This is a genomic window from Pseudomonas sp. NFACC24-1, from assembly GCF_900115235.1.
In the GTDB taxonomy this organism is placed as follows: domain Bacteria; phylum Pseudomonadota; class Gammaproteobacteria; order Pseudomonadales; family Pseudomonadaceae; genus Aquipseudomonas; species Aquipseudomonas fluorescens_AA.
Genome location: NZ_FOVS01000001.1, coordinates 318084 through 333252, shown reverse-complemented (window position 1 = coordinate 333252; position 15169 = coordinate 318084). Strand labels below are relative to the sequence as shown.

The following is a 15169-nucleotide window of genomic DNA, read 5'->3' as shown; positions in this document are numbered from 1 at the left end:
CGCCCGAGGCGATGGCCCTTTTCATGAGTGCATCGTATGTCTACCAATTTTTCTCCTGCCCTTGTCCACGGTGCGAGCCTCGTTGAACTGGACGGTCCCCAGGAAGGCCCAGTCGTTTCCCTTGAAGCGCGGTTGATCGGGGCGTTTGCCGCTTCGGCCGTGGACAGCGGGCGCGAGGTTGCGGCCATCAACCAGTTGCTGCAGCGTCCGGACATCGGCAACCCCGAGGTATTGGCGCAACTGCAGGAGCTGACGGGGCAATACAACGTGGATATCAATTTGCTCAACGTGCTGGTGCGCAAGGCGGTCGGTACGGCAGAAACCCTGTTGCGTGCGTCATGAGGCCGGTTGTCTTGCTGCTGTTGTCGTGTCTGCTGCTGTCGGGCTGTCGCCAGCCGACTCTGCTGGAAGGGCTGGACCAGCACCAGGCCAATGAAGTGCTGTCGGTCCTGCAACGCAACAACATCACGGCGGTGAAAATCGACACCGGCAAAGCCGGCTACGCGGTGAAGATTGACCCGTTGGATTTTTCCGCCGCCGTCGACCTGCTCAATCTCTATTCGCTACCGTCCCGGCCCCGCCTGCAGGTGGCCGAGATGTTCCCCAGCGACGCCCTGGTGGCCTCGCCCCGTGCGGAAAAAGCCCGGTTGTACTCGGCGTTGGAGCAGCGTATCGAACAGTCGCTGGCGATGCTCGAAGGTGTGGTTTCAGCCCGGGTTCATGTCAGTTACGACCTGGATGCGGGCGAAGGCGGGCGCAAGCCACCGCCTGTTCATCTCGCGGCGATGGTGGTGCATGAGCGGGATGTCGAACCGCAGTTGCTCATCACCGACATCAAGCGCTTTCTCAAGAACAGTTTTGCCGCCGTGGAATACGAGAACGTTTCGGTGGTGCTATCCAGGCGCTCCCAGACCCAGCATGTGGCACCAACCGCGGTCGTCCCCCGGGGGCCATCGAGTTGGCCGTGGCTGCTGGCTGCGGCAAGTGGATTGTTGTTGGCTGGCGGCGCCTGGGCTTATCGACAGGCCATGGGCAGGGCGGCGTGATGTCGGAGATTGACCGCTTGCAAGGGATTCTCGCCGAGCCCCTGGGGTATCTGCACCCTCAGCGCCTGGTGCTGCCGGCGGGATTCGACGGGCCCCAGGCGCGCAGCGTGCTCAACCGGATCGTGCTCGAGGGCCTGCAGTTGCAAGGGCCGTGGCCGCCGATAACGTTGAGTGGCGTGGCGAAACAATGGGTTCGTCATTGGTGGCAATTGCCCTACATCGCCTTGCTGCTGGGTGCCTATCGCCTGCGGTTCGGTCTGGCCCGGGGCGCGGCGTTGGCGTGCCTGCCCATGTCGGTCCGACGATTCGCCAGCTACAACCTGGGCCTTCGAGGCGACCTCGCACTCCAGTGCCCCGCCGTTTCAATGGAGCAGGTCGAAGCGGCCGGTCTCAATGCCCTGTGGAGCTGGCACGAACAGGTCCCCGTCCCGTTGCTCGAACGCCTGGCCTTGCAATTCTCCGTGCCCGTCGTGCAATTGCAGCGGCACTGGCCGCTCATGCAACCCGATCCAACCCTTTTCTTTTTGGCGGTGCAGCATGCTCGACTCCATCCGCTCCCTGACTGACCTGCCTGTGGGCGAAGACGTGCGCCTGGCTCGCGAAGACATCGTCGCCGCCCGTCGTCGCCATGCCTTGCAACTCGAAGCCCGGCGTCGGGCGCGTGAGTGCATCGAGCAGGCCCAGCGCGATGCGCAAGCGATGCATGCCGAGGCATTCCAACGGGGCTATGCCGAAGGCATTCTGCGCGCCACCGGGCATCTGGCCGAAGGCTTGCGGAACGGGCAATCGCTGGGTCTGCAATTGCGCAACGCGCTGGCCCAGGCCGCTCGGGACCTGCTCGCCCAAGCCCTGGAGCAACCCCAGTGGCTGGATGAAATGCTCCAGCGTTGGCTTACCGCGCAACCGGGCGAGACTGGCGCGGTACTGCATCTGCTATTGCCGCAGCATTGCCGGGAACGCGGCTATGAATGGCGCGAACGCCTGCGCCCGTTGTGGACCGGCGACCTGCTCGTGCACTACCACCCGCACAACCGCTACGTGCTGCGGCTTGGCGATCAACTGCTGGAGTTCGACGTCGAAGCCACCCGGCAACGCCTGGAGCCCCGCTTGATGGCGCGCATTGCGCAGTTGCCGGAGACGGTTCGCGTCCTGGACCAAAGGGCGACCCAGGCGCTTGAAGCGTTGTGCTCAAGCTTCACCGGGCAGGCAGCCGAGGCGATGCACGACCATGAAGATTGAATCGTCGATTGCTCCAATCGCCTTTGAGCGCGGCGCGGATGCTGCGGTGCAGAGCCTGGAGTCGCGCCTGTTGGCGGCCCATCAGGGGACGAGCCAAGGCAAACGTCCGGACCCTGAGTTCGAGCATCTGTATCAGGTGCTGCTGGCGATGGAAGGGCAGGGTGAGAAGGCCATCCATGAATTCCTCCGTGCACTGCGGGGAGCGGACGGAGAAACGGCGGCCTATCCCACCGCCCAGGCGCTGATGGCGGTCACGCTGCAGGTGCTGGTTCGGTTGAAGGAACAGGGGTTGGAAAAGTCGCAGCTTTACCGGGAGGTCAGCGGTGCCAATGGCCTGGCGTTTGCGGTGGACCTGTTTGTTAAAGGGTTTATGCGGGATGTGTTTGAGCCTATGGGGGATGAGGCTTGGGAGATGAGTGAGTGGTAGGTGGGATGCACTTGAGGAATATCGCCCGTGGCGAGGGAGCTTGCTCCCGCTGGGCTGCGTAGCAGCCCCAAAATAGGGCCGCTACGCGCTGGTGCGCCAGCCCGGCCCAGCGGGAGCAAGCTCCCTTGCCACGGTTGGCATCGGCTTGATTGACCAGCGTCAATTGAGATGCAAGCCTTTGGCAGCAGGCAACTTATCCAGCTTTAGGATCAGTGCGTGCGTTGACGTAGGCCGTGCCGGGGCGTACGGCGAACACAACGGCGGCGACACAGACATTGGCGATATGGTTAACCGTTTCTTTGGAAATCGGCAGCTTCGAAAGGTGACGGGACGTTCCGATGACCACAGCCATGATCATTTGGCCCACGGAGGTTCTTATCGCATCGGTGGACAGGAGTTGATTCGCTGCCTGCTCGGCGGTGGGAATTCGGAAGGAGGTGGGAGCGACCCGAAAACCATTTTCCGAGGGTTCTGCTTGTAACGCGTGCACCGCTTCGCCCATGAATACTTGGCCGAAGACGTCAGCCAGGCCGTTGAGGACGGCCCGCCATAGGTCATGTCCCAGCATTGGGGCCAGGGAGTCGACCATTTGGTTGACACGGTCTTCGACTGAAAGATCTGCAGATAGGGTACTGGCCTGTTGTTCCACCCAGGCCGAAAGTTGCGAGGCCAGGCCCTGTTCTTCAGGTGGTGATGACTGGTTACCCTGGGCCATGACATACCCGGGGCCGGAGTTTGGCGCGAGGTAGTTCATGCCGGTGAAGGACAGGAACTGGAGAATGCCATTGATCAGGCCAGCGGCTGCCGTACCGCCAGGGCTGGCTTTTGCATTGTCACCGGTAGGGCAGAATAGGGCCACCAGATCCTGGGCAACCGTGTAGAACGCCATTGGCGAGCCAAAGGAAGCCAAGGCAGAGAGCGCGGCGGGCGCGGTGGCGGCGACGGCGAAGGTCATGACCCATAATGCGAGCGTAAGGAGACGCGCCAGGCGCGTGTCCTGATTTGCGGTGCCGTTGTACTCGTCCCTGATCGCACCGAGGACATTTAGCAGTGGTCCGAACATCTGGACGACTGTGCCGATCACGCTGCGTGCCAGTGGGGAGGTGCCGTTGGATTGGAGCAGTTTTTCCAGGGCGAACCCGACCAGTTGTCTGATCACCGTGAGAGTGCCGGTGACTAGGCCGGAGCGCAGGCCGGAAATGGTCAGGTTGCTGGCCCAGCGTCCAAGATTGCCTTCGAATTCGTTGCGGCTCAGCTTGCCCAGCTGTTCGCCGAGGTATTCGAGAACCAGCTGGCCTCGGTGTAGGAACGAGTCGGGAGAGTCTTTGAGGTCTGGCAGGCCGGGAATGGTCACAGCGATTGTTGACGTATCGGCGCCGTCAGTCTCACCCTCCACCAATAGTAGGAATTCCCTGGCAAATCTCTCAATTTGAGTATCCTCGTTACGCTGCCGCTCATTAATGATTTCATGGAGTGCTTTGTCGACGCTCATCAGGGCGAACTTCAAGTCTGGCGCTGAAAGCTCGGTTCGCTGCTCGGCCGGAATATCTTCATTGAGCATTTCAATGATGATGTGGGACGAGCCATCAGTAGTGATGGAGGTGTCCGTTTCATCGCTGCGGATGGATTCATTTGAAAGGGGCCGAGGTATTGCTGATCCAAGGGACAAAACAGTCATTGAGTGATCCTCCGTAGAAAGGGCTAGCGGGTTGCTGCCGTGCAACTACGTGATCTTTTGAATGTTTTCTGCGGCCTCGACTATCAAATAACGCTCCTGGCTACGCGGCGCATCAAAGCTCAGGCGCAGGGTCGATGCCAGGTCCCTCGCCGCTGGCCCTCCTGCCCGGTATAATCCCCGCCACTTTTTATTGCCCAGAGTCAAACCCACCCATGTACACCCTGGCCCGTCAGCTGCTGTTCAAACTTTCCCCGGAAACCTCCCACGATCTGTCCCTGGACCTGATCGGCGCGGGCGGACGTTTGGGCCTCAACGGTTTGCTGTGCAAGGCGCCGGCGAAGTTGCCGGTGACGGTCATGGGCCTGGCGTTTCCCAACCCGGTCGGGTTGGCGGCGGGCCTGGACAAGAATGGCGCGGCCATCGACGGCTTCGCCCAGTTGGGTTTCGGTTTCGTCGAAATCGGCACCGTTACCCCACGACCACAGCCGGGCAACCCCAAGCCACGGATCTTCCGCCTGCCGCAAGCCGAGGCGATCATCAACCGCATGGGTTTCAATAACCTGGGTGTGGACAACCTGTTAGCCCGCGTCGCTGCGGCCAAATACCAGGGCGTGCTGGGGATCAATATCGGCAAGAACTTCGACACGCCAGTGGAGCGCGCCGTCGACGATTACCTGATCTGCCTGGACAAGGTCTACGCCCACGCCAGCTATGTCACCGTCAACGTCAGCTCGCCGAACACCCCTGGGCTGCGCAGCCTGCAATTCGGCGATTCCCTCAAGCAATTGCTGGCCGACCTGGCCCGGCGTCGCGCGGAACTGGCGTTGACCCATGGCCGGCATGTGCCACTGGCGATCAAGATCGCCCCGGACATGACCGACGAGGAGACCACCCAGGTGGCCCAGGCCCTGATCGAGACGGGCATGGACGCGGTGATCGCCACCAACACGACCCTGGGGCGCGAAGGTGTCGAAGGGCTGGAACACGGTGACGAGGCGGGTGGTTTGTCTGGTGCGCCGGTGCGTGACAAGAGCACCCACACCGTGAAGGTGCTGGCCGCTGAATTGGCGGGGCGCTTGCCGATCATCGCGGCGGGCGGGATTACCGAAGGCAAGCATGCCGCCGAGAAGATCACCGCTGGGGCGAGCCTGGTGCAGATCTATTCGGGGTTCATCTATAAAGGGCCGGCGCTGATCCGTGAGTCGGTGGATGCGATTGCGGCGTTGGGTTGATCAGCCGCGCCTGTAAGGGAGTGCAGGTACCCCTGTGGCGAGGGGATTTATCCCCGCTGGCTGCGTAGCAGCCCCTAGGAACTGCCTCGGTATATCAGGTTATTGGGTGAGCATTTTTGGGGCTGCTTCGCAGCCCGGCGGGGATAAATCCCCTCGCCACAAGAATGTTTGCAGCTTGAGTCCTGCACTAATCACCCCCCGATTTTCACGAAACCCCAAGCATTAAAAAGGGCTCCTCGAAGGAGCCCCCTGGGCCGTAGCCCGCCGTCCGGATGGGACGTGCGTGGTTAAATCGATATGGGTGTCAAATTGTCGAGTTCTTGAGTATTAAGCCCTGTGTCAGCCGACGGCGTGAAGTTCGTTGAGTCTGTGGATACCCGCAGTGCCGGTCATACCGTCCCAGTTGTCGCCGCGTCCTTCTCGCCAGCCATTGATCCAGGCTTGACGTACCGACGGTAGAGTAAAGGGGCAAAGCTCACGGGATTTACCACCAACGCCATATTGGTAACCACGTAAAAATGCTCTTTCCAACGGATCACGCTTAAGTCTTCTCATAGGGTGTTGCCCTCACTTGTTGACTGTTACTTAGCGTCGACCTCTATCGAGGCCGGGGCAGAATCATTCTGCCGTTGGTGGCTCGTTGCCGGCGTGACGAGCCGAGGTGTTGACGCCGTTGCGACGTCAACCTGTGTTGAGTTCTAACCAAAGCGTCACAGGGATGGAATGATCGTTTTGTCATAAGCACGTAACAATAAAGATGTTAGGGCGATAAGTAACTTCATGTTCGTAGACCGCTTTTGAGCAAGACCCCTGTATGATCGGCCCTGCGCCAAAGGGGACTGGCTTTGCTTGAATGAGAATGTCCCCCTGTTGCACTCGGGTACTATTCGACGAAAGGGTCGAGTTTTCACAATTTGTTGCACAGAATTTTTTACCTGCCTTCGCATCAAAGCTCTTTTAACCTGAGCGGCGAGGGCGGCACGGCACACTTTCGTGCCACGCGGGTGCTCTTGAGAAAAGCACCTGACTGAACCCGGCCCGGCAATGCGTTGCCCGGCCCACTTAGCCAAAGGCTCTGGAAATCCCATGTCCGATCGTTTCGAACTCTTCCTCACCTGCCCCAAGGGCCTCGAAGGCCTGTTGATCGAGGAAGCCGTCGGGCTTGGCCTTGAAGAGGCGCGCGAGCACACCTCGGCCGTGCGCGGCATGGCCGACATGGAAACGGCCTATCGCCTGTGCCTGTGGTCGCGCCTGGCCAACCGCGTGTTGCTGGTGCTCAAGCGCTTCCCGATGAAGGACGCCGAAGACCTGTACCACGGTGTGCTGGATGTCGACTGGCAAGACCATATGCTGGCCGATGGCACCCTGGCGGTGGAGTTCAGCGGCCATGGCTCGGGCATCGACAACACTCACTTCGGCGCCTTGAAGGTCAAGGACGCCATCGTCGACAAGCTGCGCACCCCGACGGGCGAGCGGCCGTCCATCGACAAGCTCAACCCGGACCTGCGCATCCACCTGCGCCTGGACCGCGGCGAAGCGATCCTTTCCCTCGACCTTTCCGGCCACAGCCTGCACCAGCGCGGTTATCGCCTGCAGCAAGGCGCCGCGCCGCTGAAGGAAAACCTCGCCGCCGCGATCCTGATCCGCGCCGGTTGGCCGCGCATTGCCGCTGAAGGCGGCGCGTTGGCCGACCCGATGTGCGGTGTCGGCACGTTCCTGGTGGAAGCAGGCATGATCGCCGTCGATATGGCGCCGAATCTGCGTCGCCAGCAGTGGGGCTTCACCGCCTGGCTCGGCCATGTGCCGGCGTTGTGGAAAAAGCTCCATGAAGAGGCCACCGCTCGTGCTGAGACCGGGTTGGCCAAGCCACCGTTGTGGATCCGTGGCTACGAAGCCGACCCACGGCTGATCCAGCCGGGCCGCAACAACGTCGAGCGTGCGGGCCTGAGCGAGTGGATCAAGATCTATCAGGGCGAAGTCGCCACCTTCGAACCGCGTCCGGACCAGAACCAGAAAGGCCTGGTGATCTGCAACCCGCCGTACGGTGAGCGTCTGGGCGACGAAGCCAGCCTGCTTTACCTCTACCAGAACCTTGGCGAGCGTCTGCGCCAGGCCTGCCTGAACTGGGAGGCGGCGGTGTTCACCGGCGCCCCGGACCTGGGTAAGCGCATGGGCATTCGCAGCCACAAGCAGTATTCGTTCTGGAACGGCGCCTTGCCGTGCAAGCTGCTGCTGATCAAGGTCCTGCCGGATCAGTTCGTCACCGGCGAGCGTCGCACCCCGGAGCAACGCCAGGCCGAGCGCGAACAGGCCGCCTACGATCAGGCCCCTGAAGTCCCGCAAGAGCGCCAGTACAACAAGAACGGCAACCCGATCAAGCCGGCCCCGGCACCGGCCCCTGTGGTCGAGCAGGCGCGGTTGAGCGAAGGCGGGCAGATGTTCGCCAATCGCCTGCAAAAGAACCTCAAGTTGCTGAGTAAATGGGCCAAGCGTGAAGGTGTGGACTGCTACCGGGTCTACGATGCCGACATGCCGGAATATTCCATGGCCATCGACCTGTACCATGACTGGGTTCACGTCCAGGAGTACGTCGCGCCGAAGTCCATCGACCCGGAAAAGGCCTCGGCCCGCTTGTTCGACGCCCTGGCGGCCATTCCCCAGGCACTGAACGTCGACAAGAGCCGTGTGGTGATCAAGCGCCGCGAGCGTCAGAGCGGCACCAAGCAGTACGAACGCCAGAGCGCCCAGGGCAAGTTCACCGAGGTCAACGAAGGCGGCGTGAAGCTGCTGGTCAACCTCACCGACTACCTGGACACCGGGCTGTTTCTGGATCATCGGCCGATGCGCCTGCGGATCCAGAAAGAAGCGGCCGGCAAGCGCTTCCTCAACCTGTTCTGCTACACCGCCACCGCCAGCGTCCACGCTGCCAAGGGTGGTGCTCGGAGCACCACCAGTGTCGACCTGTCGAAAACCTATCTGGACTGGGCGCGGCGCAACCTGTCGCTCAATGGTTTTTCCGACAAGAACCGCCTGGAACAGGGTGACGTGATGGCCTGGCTGGAAGCCAGTCGTGACGAGTACGACCTGATCTTCATCGACCCGCCGACCTTCTCCAACTCCAAGCGCATGGAAGGCGTGTTCGATGTGCAGCGCGACCACGTCCAGTTGCTGGACCTGGCCATGGCGCGCCTGGCGCCTGGCGGTGTGCTGTATTTCTCCAACAACTTCCGCAAGTTCCAGCTCGAGGACAACCTCGGCGAGCGCTACGCGGTGGAAGAGATCACCGCCAAGACCATTGATCCGGATTTTGCCCGCAACGGCAAGATCCACCGTGCCTGGAAGATCATGGCACGTTGATCGAAGTCTGATTGGATCCATGAAGCCTTGTACTTCAAGGCTTCCAGCCGCATTTGAGACTGGCTAAAGTGATGGCTAATAGCTATAACTTAGGCTGTGTCCAGGGCTGTGCCTATGCCTGGCTCCATTCTGAGTTGCGTTTATGGCTTTGCATCAGGTGCGCCCCAGGATCCTGGGCTTTATCAGCGAAGATGTGTCGGCCTGGCTGGTGGCTTTTCTGGTGCTGCTGGCCGGCACCTTCTTGACCGGCTTGCTGAGCTGGGCGATGACAAACCTGTTCAATCAGCAGTTGCGCCAGCGCTTCGAGTTGCAAGCCGAGGAGCGCTTCAGCCGCATCGAAGAACGCTTCCAGGACGAGGAAGAACGTCTCGATGGCTTGCGGCGGTTCTTTGTCAATTCGGCAGGGGTTTCCAACGCGGAATTTCACGGCTACGTCGAACCGCTGTTGCGGCGCACCCTGGCCTTCGCCTGGGCGCCACGGATATCTGGGCACCTGCGACAATCCTTCGAACAAGAGACGCGAGGCCGGGGGGACGACACCTTTGCCATCCGCGAGGTCGACGATGGCGGCGGCCTGCGGCGTGCCGCCGAGCGGGACGAGTATGTGCCGGTGTTGTACCTCCAGAGCCAGCCGCTCTCAATGTCCCCCCTGGGGTTCGATCTGCTTTCCCATCCATTGCGTCGGGCCGCGCTTGAGCGGGCGGGTTTGCTTGGTACGGTGGTGGTCTCGCAGCCGTTGGACCTGATGGGGGTCGGACCGGACTTCGCCCGGGGCGTGTTGCTGGTGGCGCCGGTCACCCGAGCGGCGGCCAAGGAACCGTTCGGTTACGTGGTGGCGGGTATCAACATGCGTCAGCTGGTGGGCGATGGCTTGCCGACCGCTGGTCATGACAACCTTTCGATGCGTGTTCTGGACCAGTCCACGGACGACCGGGGGGAAGTGCTGTTCGATTCCCTCGACGCGCCGGGTGACAGTGGTTTGTCGCAGACCCGCCTGTTACGCCTGGCTGATCGCGACTACCGCGTGGAGTTGCGGCCCAGCCGGGTGTTCCTGTCGACCAATCGCTCTTCGGTCACGGGCACGGTGGTACTCGGCGGCTTGCTCAGCCTGTTGCTCAGCGCCTTGCTCTATGTGCTGGTCAGCCAGCGGCAGCGGGCCTTGAAGCTGGTGGAGCAACGCACCCGTGAACTGCGCGCCCGGGAGCAGGAGCTACGCGGCACTCATGGCCAATTGCGCGGCGTGCTGGATGCCGCGACCCAGGTCGCGATCATCGCCACTGACCTGCGCGGAGTCATCACCACTTTCAATGTCGGCGCCGAACAGATGCTCGGTTACCCGAGTTGCGAGGTGTTGCAAAGCATGACCCTGGAGAGCCTGCATGTGCCGCGGGAACTCCAGGCCCGGGCCGCCCAGCTCGGCGCGCGTTTCGGCAAACCGATTCCCACCTGCCATGCGATGCTGCTCGAGGGCGGTGAAGAGGGGGGGCAACAGGCGCGGGAGTGGACCCTGGTACGCCGCGATGGCAGCCACCTGACCGTGAACATGCTCGCCACACCCATGCTCGATGAGCAGGGGCTGTGGGTCGGGCACCTGGCAATCTGCATCGACGTCACCGAACGCAAGCGCGTCCACGAAGCGCTGGCGGCCCGTGACTTGTTGTTGAAAAAGCTCAGCGCCCATGTGCCCGGGGGGATCTATCAGTTCAGGATGGACTTCAATGGTCGCTTCAGCGTGATCTATGCCAGCGACGGCATCCGCGACATCTATGAGTTGGAGCCCGATGTATTGGTGCAGAACGCCGAGGCGATTTTCTCGCGTATCCACCCCTTGGACAGTGCGCGCGTCCGCGCTTCGATCCGTGCTTCGGCCCACACCTTGAGCCCGTGGCGTGAAGAGTACCGGGTGCAATTGCCTTTGCGCGGCCTGCGTTGGGTGCGCGGCGAGGCTACGCCCGAGGAGCTGCCTGGCGGCGGGGTGTTGTGGCACGGCTACATCTCGGATATTTCCGACCTCAAGCGCGTGGAAGAAGAACTGCGGGCGTTGTCCGTGACCGACGCCCTGACCGGCATTCGCAATCGCCGCTATTTCCAGGAGCGCCTGACCTCGGAGATGGCGCGGGTCGAGCGCGGTTCCGGTGGGCTGGCGGTCATCATGCTCGACATCGACCACTTCAAGCGCATCAATGACCAACATGGCCATGCGGTGGGCGATCGGGTATTGCAGGCAGTCTGCCAGCGCATCGCCCAACGGATGCGTCGCACCGATGTGTTCTGCCGGTTGGGTGGGGAAGAGTTCGTGGTGCTGTGCCCGGACACTGACAGCGACAGCGCCTATTCCCTGGCCCTGGAGCTATGGGAAGGCTTGCGGGCTGCGCCCATCGAGGATGTGGGGGTGATCACTGCCAGTTTCGGCATCGCCACTTGGCGCGCCGGGGAGGGCGCCGATGCGTTGCTGCTCAGGGCCGACTCGGGTGTGTACGCGGCCAAGCAGGCCGGGCGGGATCGGGTCGAGACGCAGCTGGGTTAGCCGTTTTGGCGGGGTGTATCGGGCAAAATGTGGGAGCTGGCTTGCTCTCACACTTGACCTTCAGTGGACACAAATCCCCTGTGGGAGCGAGCTTGCTCGCGATAGCGCCAGGTCAGTCACATCCCTATCAACTGGCCGACCGAATCGCGAGCAAGCTCGCTCCCACATTGGGCTGTGCGCTGGGTCAGAGCACCGAAGCCGTCTGCGGCAGTTTCGGCTGGCGGTACAGGTCCAGCAGCACCTGGTCCAGCACCGACGAAGCGCCCCATGGCTTCGGATCGTTGAGGATCGCCACCACCGCCCAAGTGTTGCCATTGATGTCGCGGCTGTAGCCGGCGATGGCGCGGACGGTGTTCAGGGTCCCGGTCTTGACGTGGGCCTCGCCCGCCATGGCAGTGGTCTTCAGGCGTTTGCGCATGGTGCCGTCGGTGCCGGCAATCGGCATCGAGCTGATGAACTCCGCCGAATACGGGCTGCGCCAGGCGGCTTGCAGCATTGCCGCCATTTCCCGGGCGCTGACCCGTTCGGCGCGGGACAGGCCGGAGCCGTTCTCCATCACCAGGTGCGGCGCGGTGATGCCTTTCTTGGCCAGCCACTGGCGCACCACCCGTTGCGCCGCCTTGGCGTCATCACCATCGGCTTCGTTACGGAACTGCGCGCCGAGGCTCAGGAACAACTGCTGGGCCATGGTGTTGTTACTGTATTTGTTGATGTCGCGGATGATCTCCGCCAGGTCCGGGGAGAACGCCCGGGCCAGCACCTTGGCGTTGCTCGGGGTCGCGGCCAGGCGGTCCTTGCCCTGGATGCTGCCGCCCAGTTCCTTCCAGATCGCCCGCACGGCACCAGCGGTGTAGGTGGCATGGTCCAGCAGCGACAGATAGGTCTGGGAGCTGCAACCGTCACCGAGCTGGCCGCCAACGGTCACCGTCACGCTGCCGTCCGCCTGTGGCACCGGGTTGTAGCGCACGCCGCCGGCGCATTGCTTGGAATTGACCGCCTTGACCTGGTTTTCGATGCGAATGCTGGCAATCGGCGGTTCCACCGACACCAGCACCCGGCCGCCGTCATTGCGCGCGACGAAGCGCAGGGCCTTGAGGTTGACCAGCAGGGAGTCGGGCTTGACCAGGAACGGCTTGTTTTCGTCGTTGCCGTCGTCGTTGAACTCGGGCAGTTGCGGCTGGATGAAGAAGCTGCGGTCCAGGACCAGGTCGCCGGTGATCTGCTGCACGCCGTTGGCGCGCAGGTCGCGCATCAGCAGCCAGAGTTTTTCCATGTTCAGCTTGGGATCGCCGCCGCCCTTGAGGTACAGGTTGCCGTTGAGAATCCCGCCGCTGAGGGTGCCGTCGGTGTAGAACTCGGTTTTCCACTGGTGATTGGGGCCGAGCATTTCCAAGGCCGCGTAGGTGGTCACCAGTTTCATGGTGGAAGCGGGGTTGACCGAAACGTCGGCGTTGTACAGGGTCGGAGTGCCGGGGCCATTGAGCGGCACCATCACCAGGGACAGGGCGTCATCCTGCAGTTTGCTGGCCTTGAGGGCCTTTTGCACATTGGGCGACAGGGCAGTGTTGATCGTGGCGGCGTGGGCGGTGACAGGGAGGGCCAGGGGAAGAAGAAGGCTGGCCAGAAGCAGTGGACGCAAAGATTTGATCATTTGAAATAGAACCCTGCGGGCGAGGGGGGAAAAAACGAGGACATGAAAATGAACGTCCTCAACGGTCATGAAAGTGTCGGCATTATGCCCCAAGCCGCAACGGCTTGGGCCGTGCCTGAGCCCTTCGGCTGCTATTTTTTACCGACGGTAGGCCGATACGCCCGATCAGTCGGGCAATCGACGCATCAAACTGGTAAAGTGCCGGCCGTTATTACTTATGAGGATTGTTCCAATGGCGACTAACCGTTCCCAGCGTCTGCGCAAAAAACTGTGCGTGGATGAATTTCAAGAGCTGGGTTTCGAACTGAACCTGGATTTCAAAGAAGATCTGGCCGATGAGGCTATTGACGCTTTCCTCGACGCTTTCCTGAAAGAAGCCATGGAAGCCAACGGCCTGGGCTACGTCGGCGGCGACGACTACGGTCTGGTTTGCCTGCAGAAGCGTGGCTCGGTCACCGAAGCGCAGCGCGCTGCCGTTGAAGCCTGGCTCAAGGCCCGTCCTGAGCTGACCAGCGTGGAAGTCAGCCCGCTGATGGACGTCTGGTACCCGGAAAAGCCGATCAATCCGGTCGCTTGATGGTCTGAATCGGCAGCCCGTTCTTCGGGTTGCCGATCAAAAAGATCGCAGCCTTCGGCAGCTCCTACAGGATGTACGCATTCCAATGTAGGAGCTGCCGAAGGCTGCGATCTTTTTTTAGGCGCTACGCCAGTTCAGAATCACCAGGGTCAACACCCCCGCCACAATCCCCCAGAACGCCGAACCGATGGAGAACAGCGTCAGCCCCGACGCCGTGACCATGAAGGTGATCAGCGCTGCTTCCCGTTCCTTCACTTCGCTCATGGCGACGCTCAAGCCATTGATGATCGAGCCGAACAGCGCCAAGGCCGCGATGGACAGCACCAGTTCCTTGGGCAGCGCCGCGAACAATGCGGCCAGCGTCGCGCCGAACACCCCGGCAATCCCGTAGAAAACCCCGCACCAGACCGCCGCCGTGTAGCGCTTGCTGCGATCTTCGTGGGCGTGGGGGCCGGTGCAGATGGCTGCGCTGATGGCGGCCAGGTTGATGCCATGGGAGCCGAACGGCGCCAGCAGCAGCGAGGCAATGCCGGTGCTGGTGATCAGTGGCGAGGCCGGCACGTTGTAGCCGTCGGCCCGCAGCACGGCGATGCCGGGCATGTTCTGCGAGGTCATCGCCACCACGAACAACGGAATGCCAATGCTGATGGTGGCCGCCAGGGAGAAGTGCGGCGTGGTCCACACCGGCGTTGCGATTTCCAGGGCAAAGCCGCTGAAGTCCAGCAGCCCCAGCAGGCCCGACAGTGCCGTGCCGATCACCAATGCCGCCAATACCGCGTAGCGAGGCGACAGGCGCTTGACGATCAAGTAGGTGAAAAACATCCCCAGCACCAGGCCGGTGCGATGCTGGGTGGCGACGAAGATCTCGCTGCCGATCTTGAACAGGATGCCCGCCAGCAACGCCGCCGCCAGCGAGGCCGGAATGCGCTTGACCAGGCGCTCGAAACTGCCGGTCAGGCCGCAGATCGTTACCAGGACTGCGCAGGTAATATAGGCGCCGATGGCCTCGCCATAACTCACGCCGCCCAGGCTGGTGATCAACAGCGCCGCGCCAGGGGTCGACCAGGCGATGGTGATCGGCGTGCGATAACGCAGCGACAGTCCGATGGAGCACACGGCCATGCCAATGGAAATCGCCCAGATCCACGAGGAAATCTGCCCGCTGGTCAGCCCCGCTGCCTGTCCGGCCTGGAACATCAGCACTAGGGAACTGGTGTAGCCGGTCATCATCGCGATGAACCCGGCGACGATGGCCGAAGGTGAGGTATCGGCTAATGGACGAAGTGGCTTGGTCGTGACTTCGGTCATGGTGGGTGATGTTCCTTGTTATAGGTTATGCGTGTGGGAGCAAGCCTTGCTCCCACAGGTGTCACAGAATGGTGGGTTTAAGCCTAAACTCAACCCAACTGCCGATTGCAATACAGCCATGCCCGCA

At 61.9% G+C, this 15169-nt stretch carries 13 protein-coding genes; 9 read left to right on the top strand and 4 right to left on the bottom strand.

Annotated features, from left to right (window positions below):
- The first annotated feature begins 36 nt into the window (after positions 1-36).
- Genes sctI through BM317_RS01575 form a run of 5 tightly spaced genes read left to right on the top strand, consistent with a single transcriptional unit; the run spans position 37 to position 2712 of the window.
- A complete protein-coding gene (gene sctI, locus BM317_RS01595) occupies positions 37-342 on the top strand; it encodes a type III secretion system inner rod subunit SctI (protein ID WP_092166692.1) in 306 nt (101 codons plus the stop codon).
- Complete coding sequence (locus BM317_RS01590; RefSeq protein WP_092472832.1) at positions 339-1046, top strand: EscJ/YscJ/HrcJ family type III secretion inner membrane ring protein; 708 nt, start codon at positions 339-341, stop codon at positions 1044-1046. The genes sctI and BM317_RS01590 overlap by 4 nt, the downstream gene beginning before the upstream one ends.
- The gene (locus tag BM317_RS01585) at positions 1046-1612 is read left to right on the top strand and encodes a secretion system protein (protein WP_092472830.1); all 567 of its coding nucleotides are present in this window, start codon (positions 1046-1048) and stop codon (positions 1610-1612) included. Before BM317_RS01590 ends, BM317_RS01585 begins: the two co-directional genes overlap by 1 nt.
- Positions 1584-2285 carry an oxygen-regulated invasion protein OrgB gene (locus tag BM317_RS01580; protein ID WP_092472828.1) on the top strand — a complete coding sequence of 234 codons (702 nt, stop codon included), beginning with the start codon at positions 1584-1586 and terminating at the stop codon, positions 2283-2285. Before BM317_RS01585 ends, BM317_RS01580 begins: the two co-directional genes overlap by 29 nt.
- A complete protein-coding gene (locus BM317_RS01575; RefSeq protein WP_092472826.1) occupies positions 2275-2712 on the top strand; it encodes a hypothetical protein in 438 nt (145 codons plus the stop codon). The genes BM317_RS01580 and BM317_RS01575 overlap by 11 nt, the downstream gene beginning before the upstream one ends.
- 193 nt (positions 2713-2905) lie before the next feature.
- Here BM317_RS01575 and BM317_RS01570 read toward each other — a convergent pair whose 3' ends face one another.
- On the bottom strand, positions 2906-4390 hold the full coding sequence (locus BM317_RS01570) for a hypothetical protein (RefSeq protein WP_256574013.1): 1485 nt from the start codon (positions 4388-4390) through the stop codon (positions 2906-2908).
- Between the two features lie 212 nt (positions 4391-4602).
- Here BM317_RS01570 and BM317_RS01565 point away from each other — a divergent pair, with 212 nt between their 5' ends.
- The gene (locus BM317_RS01565) at positions 4603-5622 is read left to right on the top strand and encodes a quinone-dependent dihydroorotate dehydrogenase (protein ID WP_060738457.1); all 1020 of its coding nucleotides are present in this window, start codon (positions 4603-4605) and stop codon (positions 5620-5622) included.
- Positions 5623-5961: 339 nt separating this feature from the next.
- Here the strand turns inward: BM317_RS01565 and BM317_RS01560 are convergent, their stop codons facing one another.
- A complete protein-coding gene (locus BM317_RS01560) occupies positions 5962-6177 on the bottom strand; it encodes a ribosome modulation factor (protein WP_003223300.1) in 216 nt (71 codons plus the stop codon).
- Between the two features lie 531 nt (positions 6178-6708).
- On the opposite strand from BM317_RS01560, the gene rlmKL reads away from it, so the two are divergent.
- Together rlmKL and BM317_RS01550 are read left to right on the top strand one after the other, a co-directional pair.
- Positions 6709-8979, top strand: a complete 2271-nt coding sequence (gene rlmKL, locus BM317_RS01555; RefSeq protein WP_092472824.1) for a bifunctional 23S rRNA (guanine(2069)-N(7))-methyltransferase RlmK/23S rRNA (guanine(2445)-N(2))-methyltransferase RlmL — start codon at positions 6709-6711, stop codon at positions 8977-8979.
- Positions 8980-9121: 142 nt separating this feature from the next.
- Positions 9122-11506: a sensor domain-containing diguanylate cyclase gene (locus BM317_RS01550; protein WP_092472822.1), complete on the top strand. Its 2385-nt coding sequence runs from the start codon at positions 9122-9124 to the stop codon at positions 11504-11506.
- 184 nt (positions 11507-11690) lie between these two features.
- Here the strand turns inward: BM317_RS01550 and dacB are convergent, their stop codons facing one another.
- The gene (dacB, locus tag BM317_RS01545; RefSeq protein ID WP_060738454.1) at positions 11691-13157 is read right to left on the bottom strand and encodes a D-alanyl-D-alanine carboxypeptidase/D-alanyl-D-alanine endopeptidase; all 1467 of its coding nucleotides are present in this window, start codon (positions 13155-13157) and stop codon (positions 11691-11693) included.
- Positions 13158-13389: 232 nt separating this feature from the next.
- Here dacB and BM317_RS01540 point away from each other — a divergent pair, with 232 nt between their 5' ends.
- The gene (locus BM317_RS01540; protein WP_060738453.1) at positions 13390-13734 is read left to right on the top strand and encodes a YggL family protein; all 345 of its coding nucleotides are present in this window, start codon (positions 13390-13392) and stop codon (positions 13732-13734) included.
- Positions 13735-13851: 117 nt separating this feature from the next.
- Here BM317_RS01540 and BM317_RS01535 read toward each other — a convergent pair whose 3' ends face one another.
- Positions 13852-15042, bottom strand: coding sequence for a benzoate/H(+) symporter BenE family transporter (locus tag BM317_RS01535; RefSeq protein ID WP_092472821.1), 1191 nt, complete (start codon positions 15040-15042; stop codon positions 13852-13854).
- Positions 15043-15169 lie beyond the last annotated feature (127 nt).

Coding starts and splice junctions, on each gene's coding strand:
- sctI (WP_092166692.1), top strand. CDS start 37: ATGTCTACCAATTTTTCTCCTGCCCTTGTCCACGGTGCGAGCCTCGTT.
- BM317_RS01590 (WP_092472832.1), top strand. CDS start 339: ATGAGGCCGGTTGTCTTGCTGCTGTTGTCGTGTCTGCTGCTGTCGGGC.
- BM317_RS01585 (WP_092472830.1), top strand. CDS start 1,046: ATGTCGGAGATTGACCGCTTGCAAGGGATTCTCGCCGAGCCCCTGGGG.
- BM317_RS01580 (WP_092472828.1), top strand. CDS start 1,584: ATGCTCGACTCCATCCGCTCCCTGACTGACCTGCCTGTGGGCGAAGAC.
- BM317_RS01575 (WP_092472826.1), top strand. CDS start 2,275: ATGAAGATTGAATCGTCGATTGCTCCAATCGCCTTTGAGCGCGGCGCG.
- BM317_RS01570 (WP_256574013.1), bottom strand. CDS start 4,390: ATGACTGTTTTGTCCCTTGGATCAGCAATACCTCGGCCCCTTTCAAAT.
- BM317_RS01565 (WP_060738457.1), top strand. CDS start 4,603: ATGTACACCCTGGCCCGTCAGCTGCTGTTCAAACTTTCCCCGGAAACC.
- BM317_RS01560 (WP_003223300.1), bottom strand. CDS start 6,177: ATGAGAAGACTTAAGCGTGATCCGTTGGAAAGAGCATTTTTACGTGGT.
- rlmKL (WP_092472824.1), top strand. CDS start 6,709: ATGTCCGATCGTTTCGAACTCTTCCTCACCTGCCCCAAGGGCCTCGAA.
- BM317_RS01550 (WP_092472822.1), top strand. CDS start 9,122: ATGGCTTTGCATCAGGTGCGCCCCAGGATCCTGGGCTTTATCAGCGAA.
- dacB (WP_060738454.1), bottom strand. CDS start 13,157: ATGATCAAATCTTTGCGTCCACTGCTTCTGGCCAGCCTTCTTCTTCCC.
- BM317_RS01540 (WP_060738453.1), top strand. CDS start 13,390: ATGGCGACTAACCGTTCCCAGCGTCTGCGCAAAAAACTGTGCGTGGAT.
- BM317_RS01535 (WP_092472821.1), bottom strand. CDS start 15,042: ATGACCGAAGTCACGACCAAGCCACTTCGTCCATTAGCCGATACCTCA.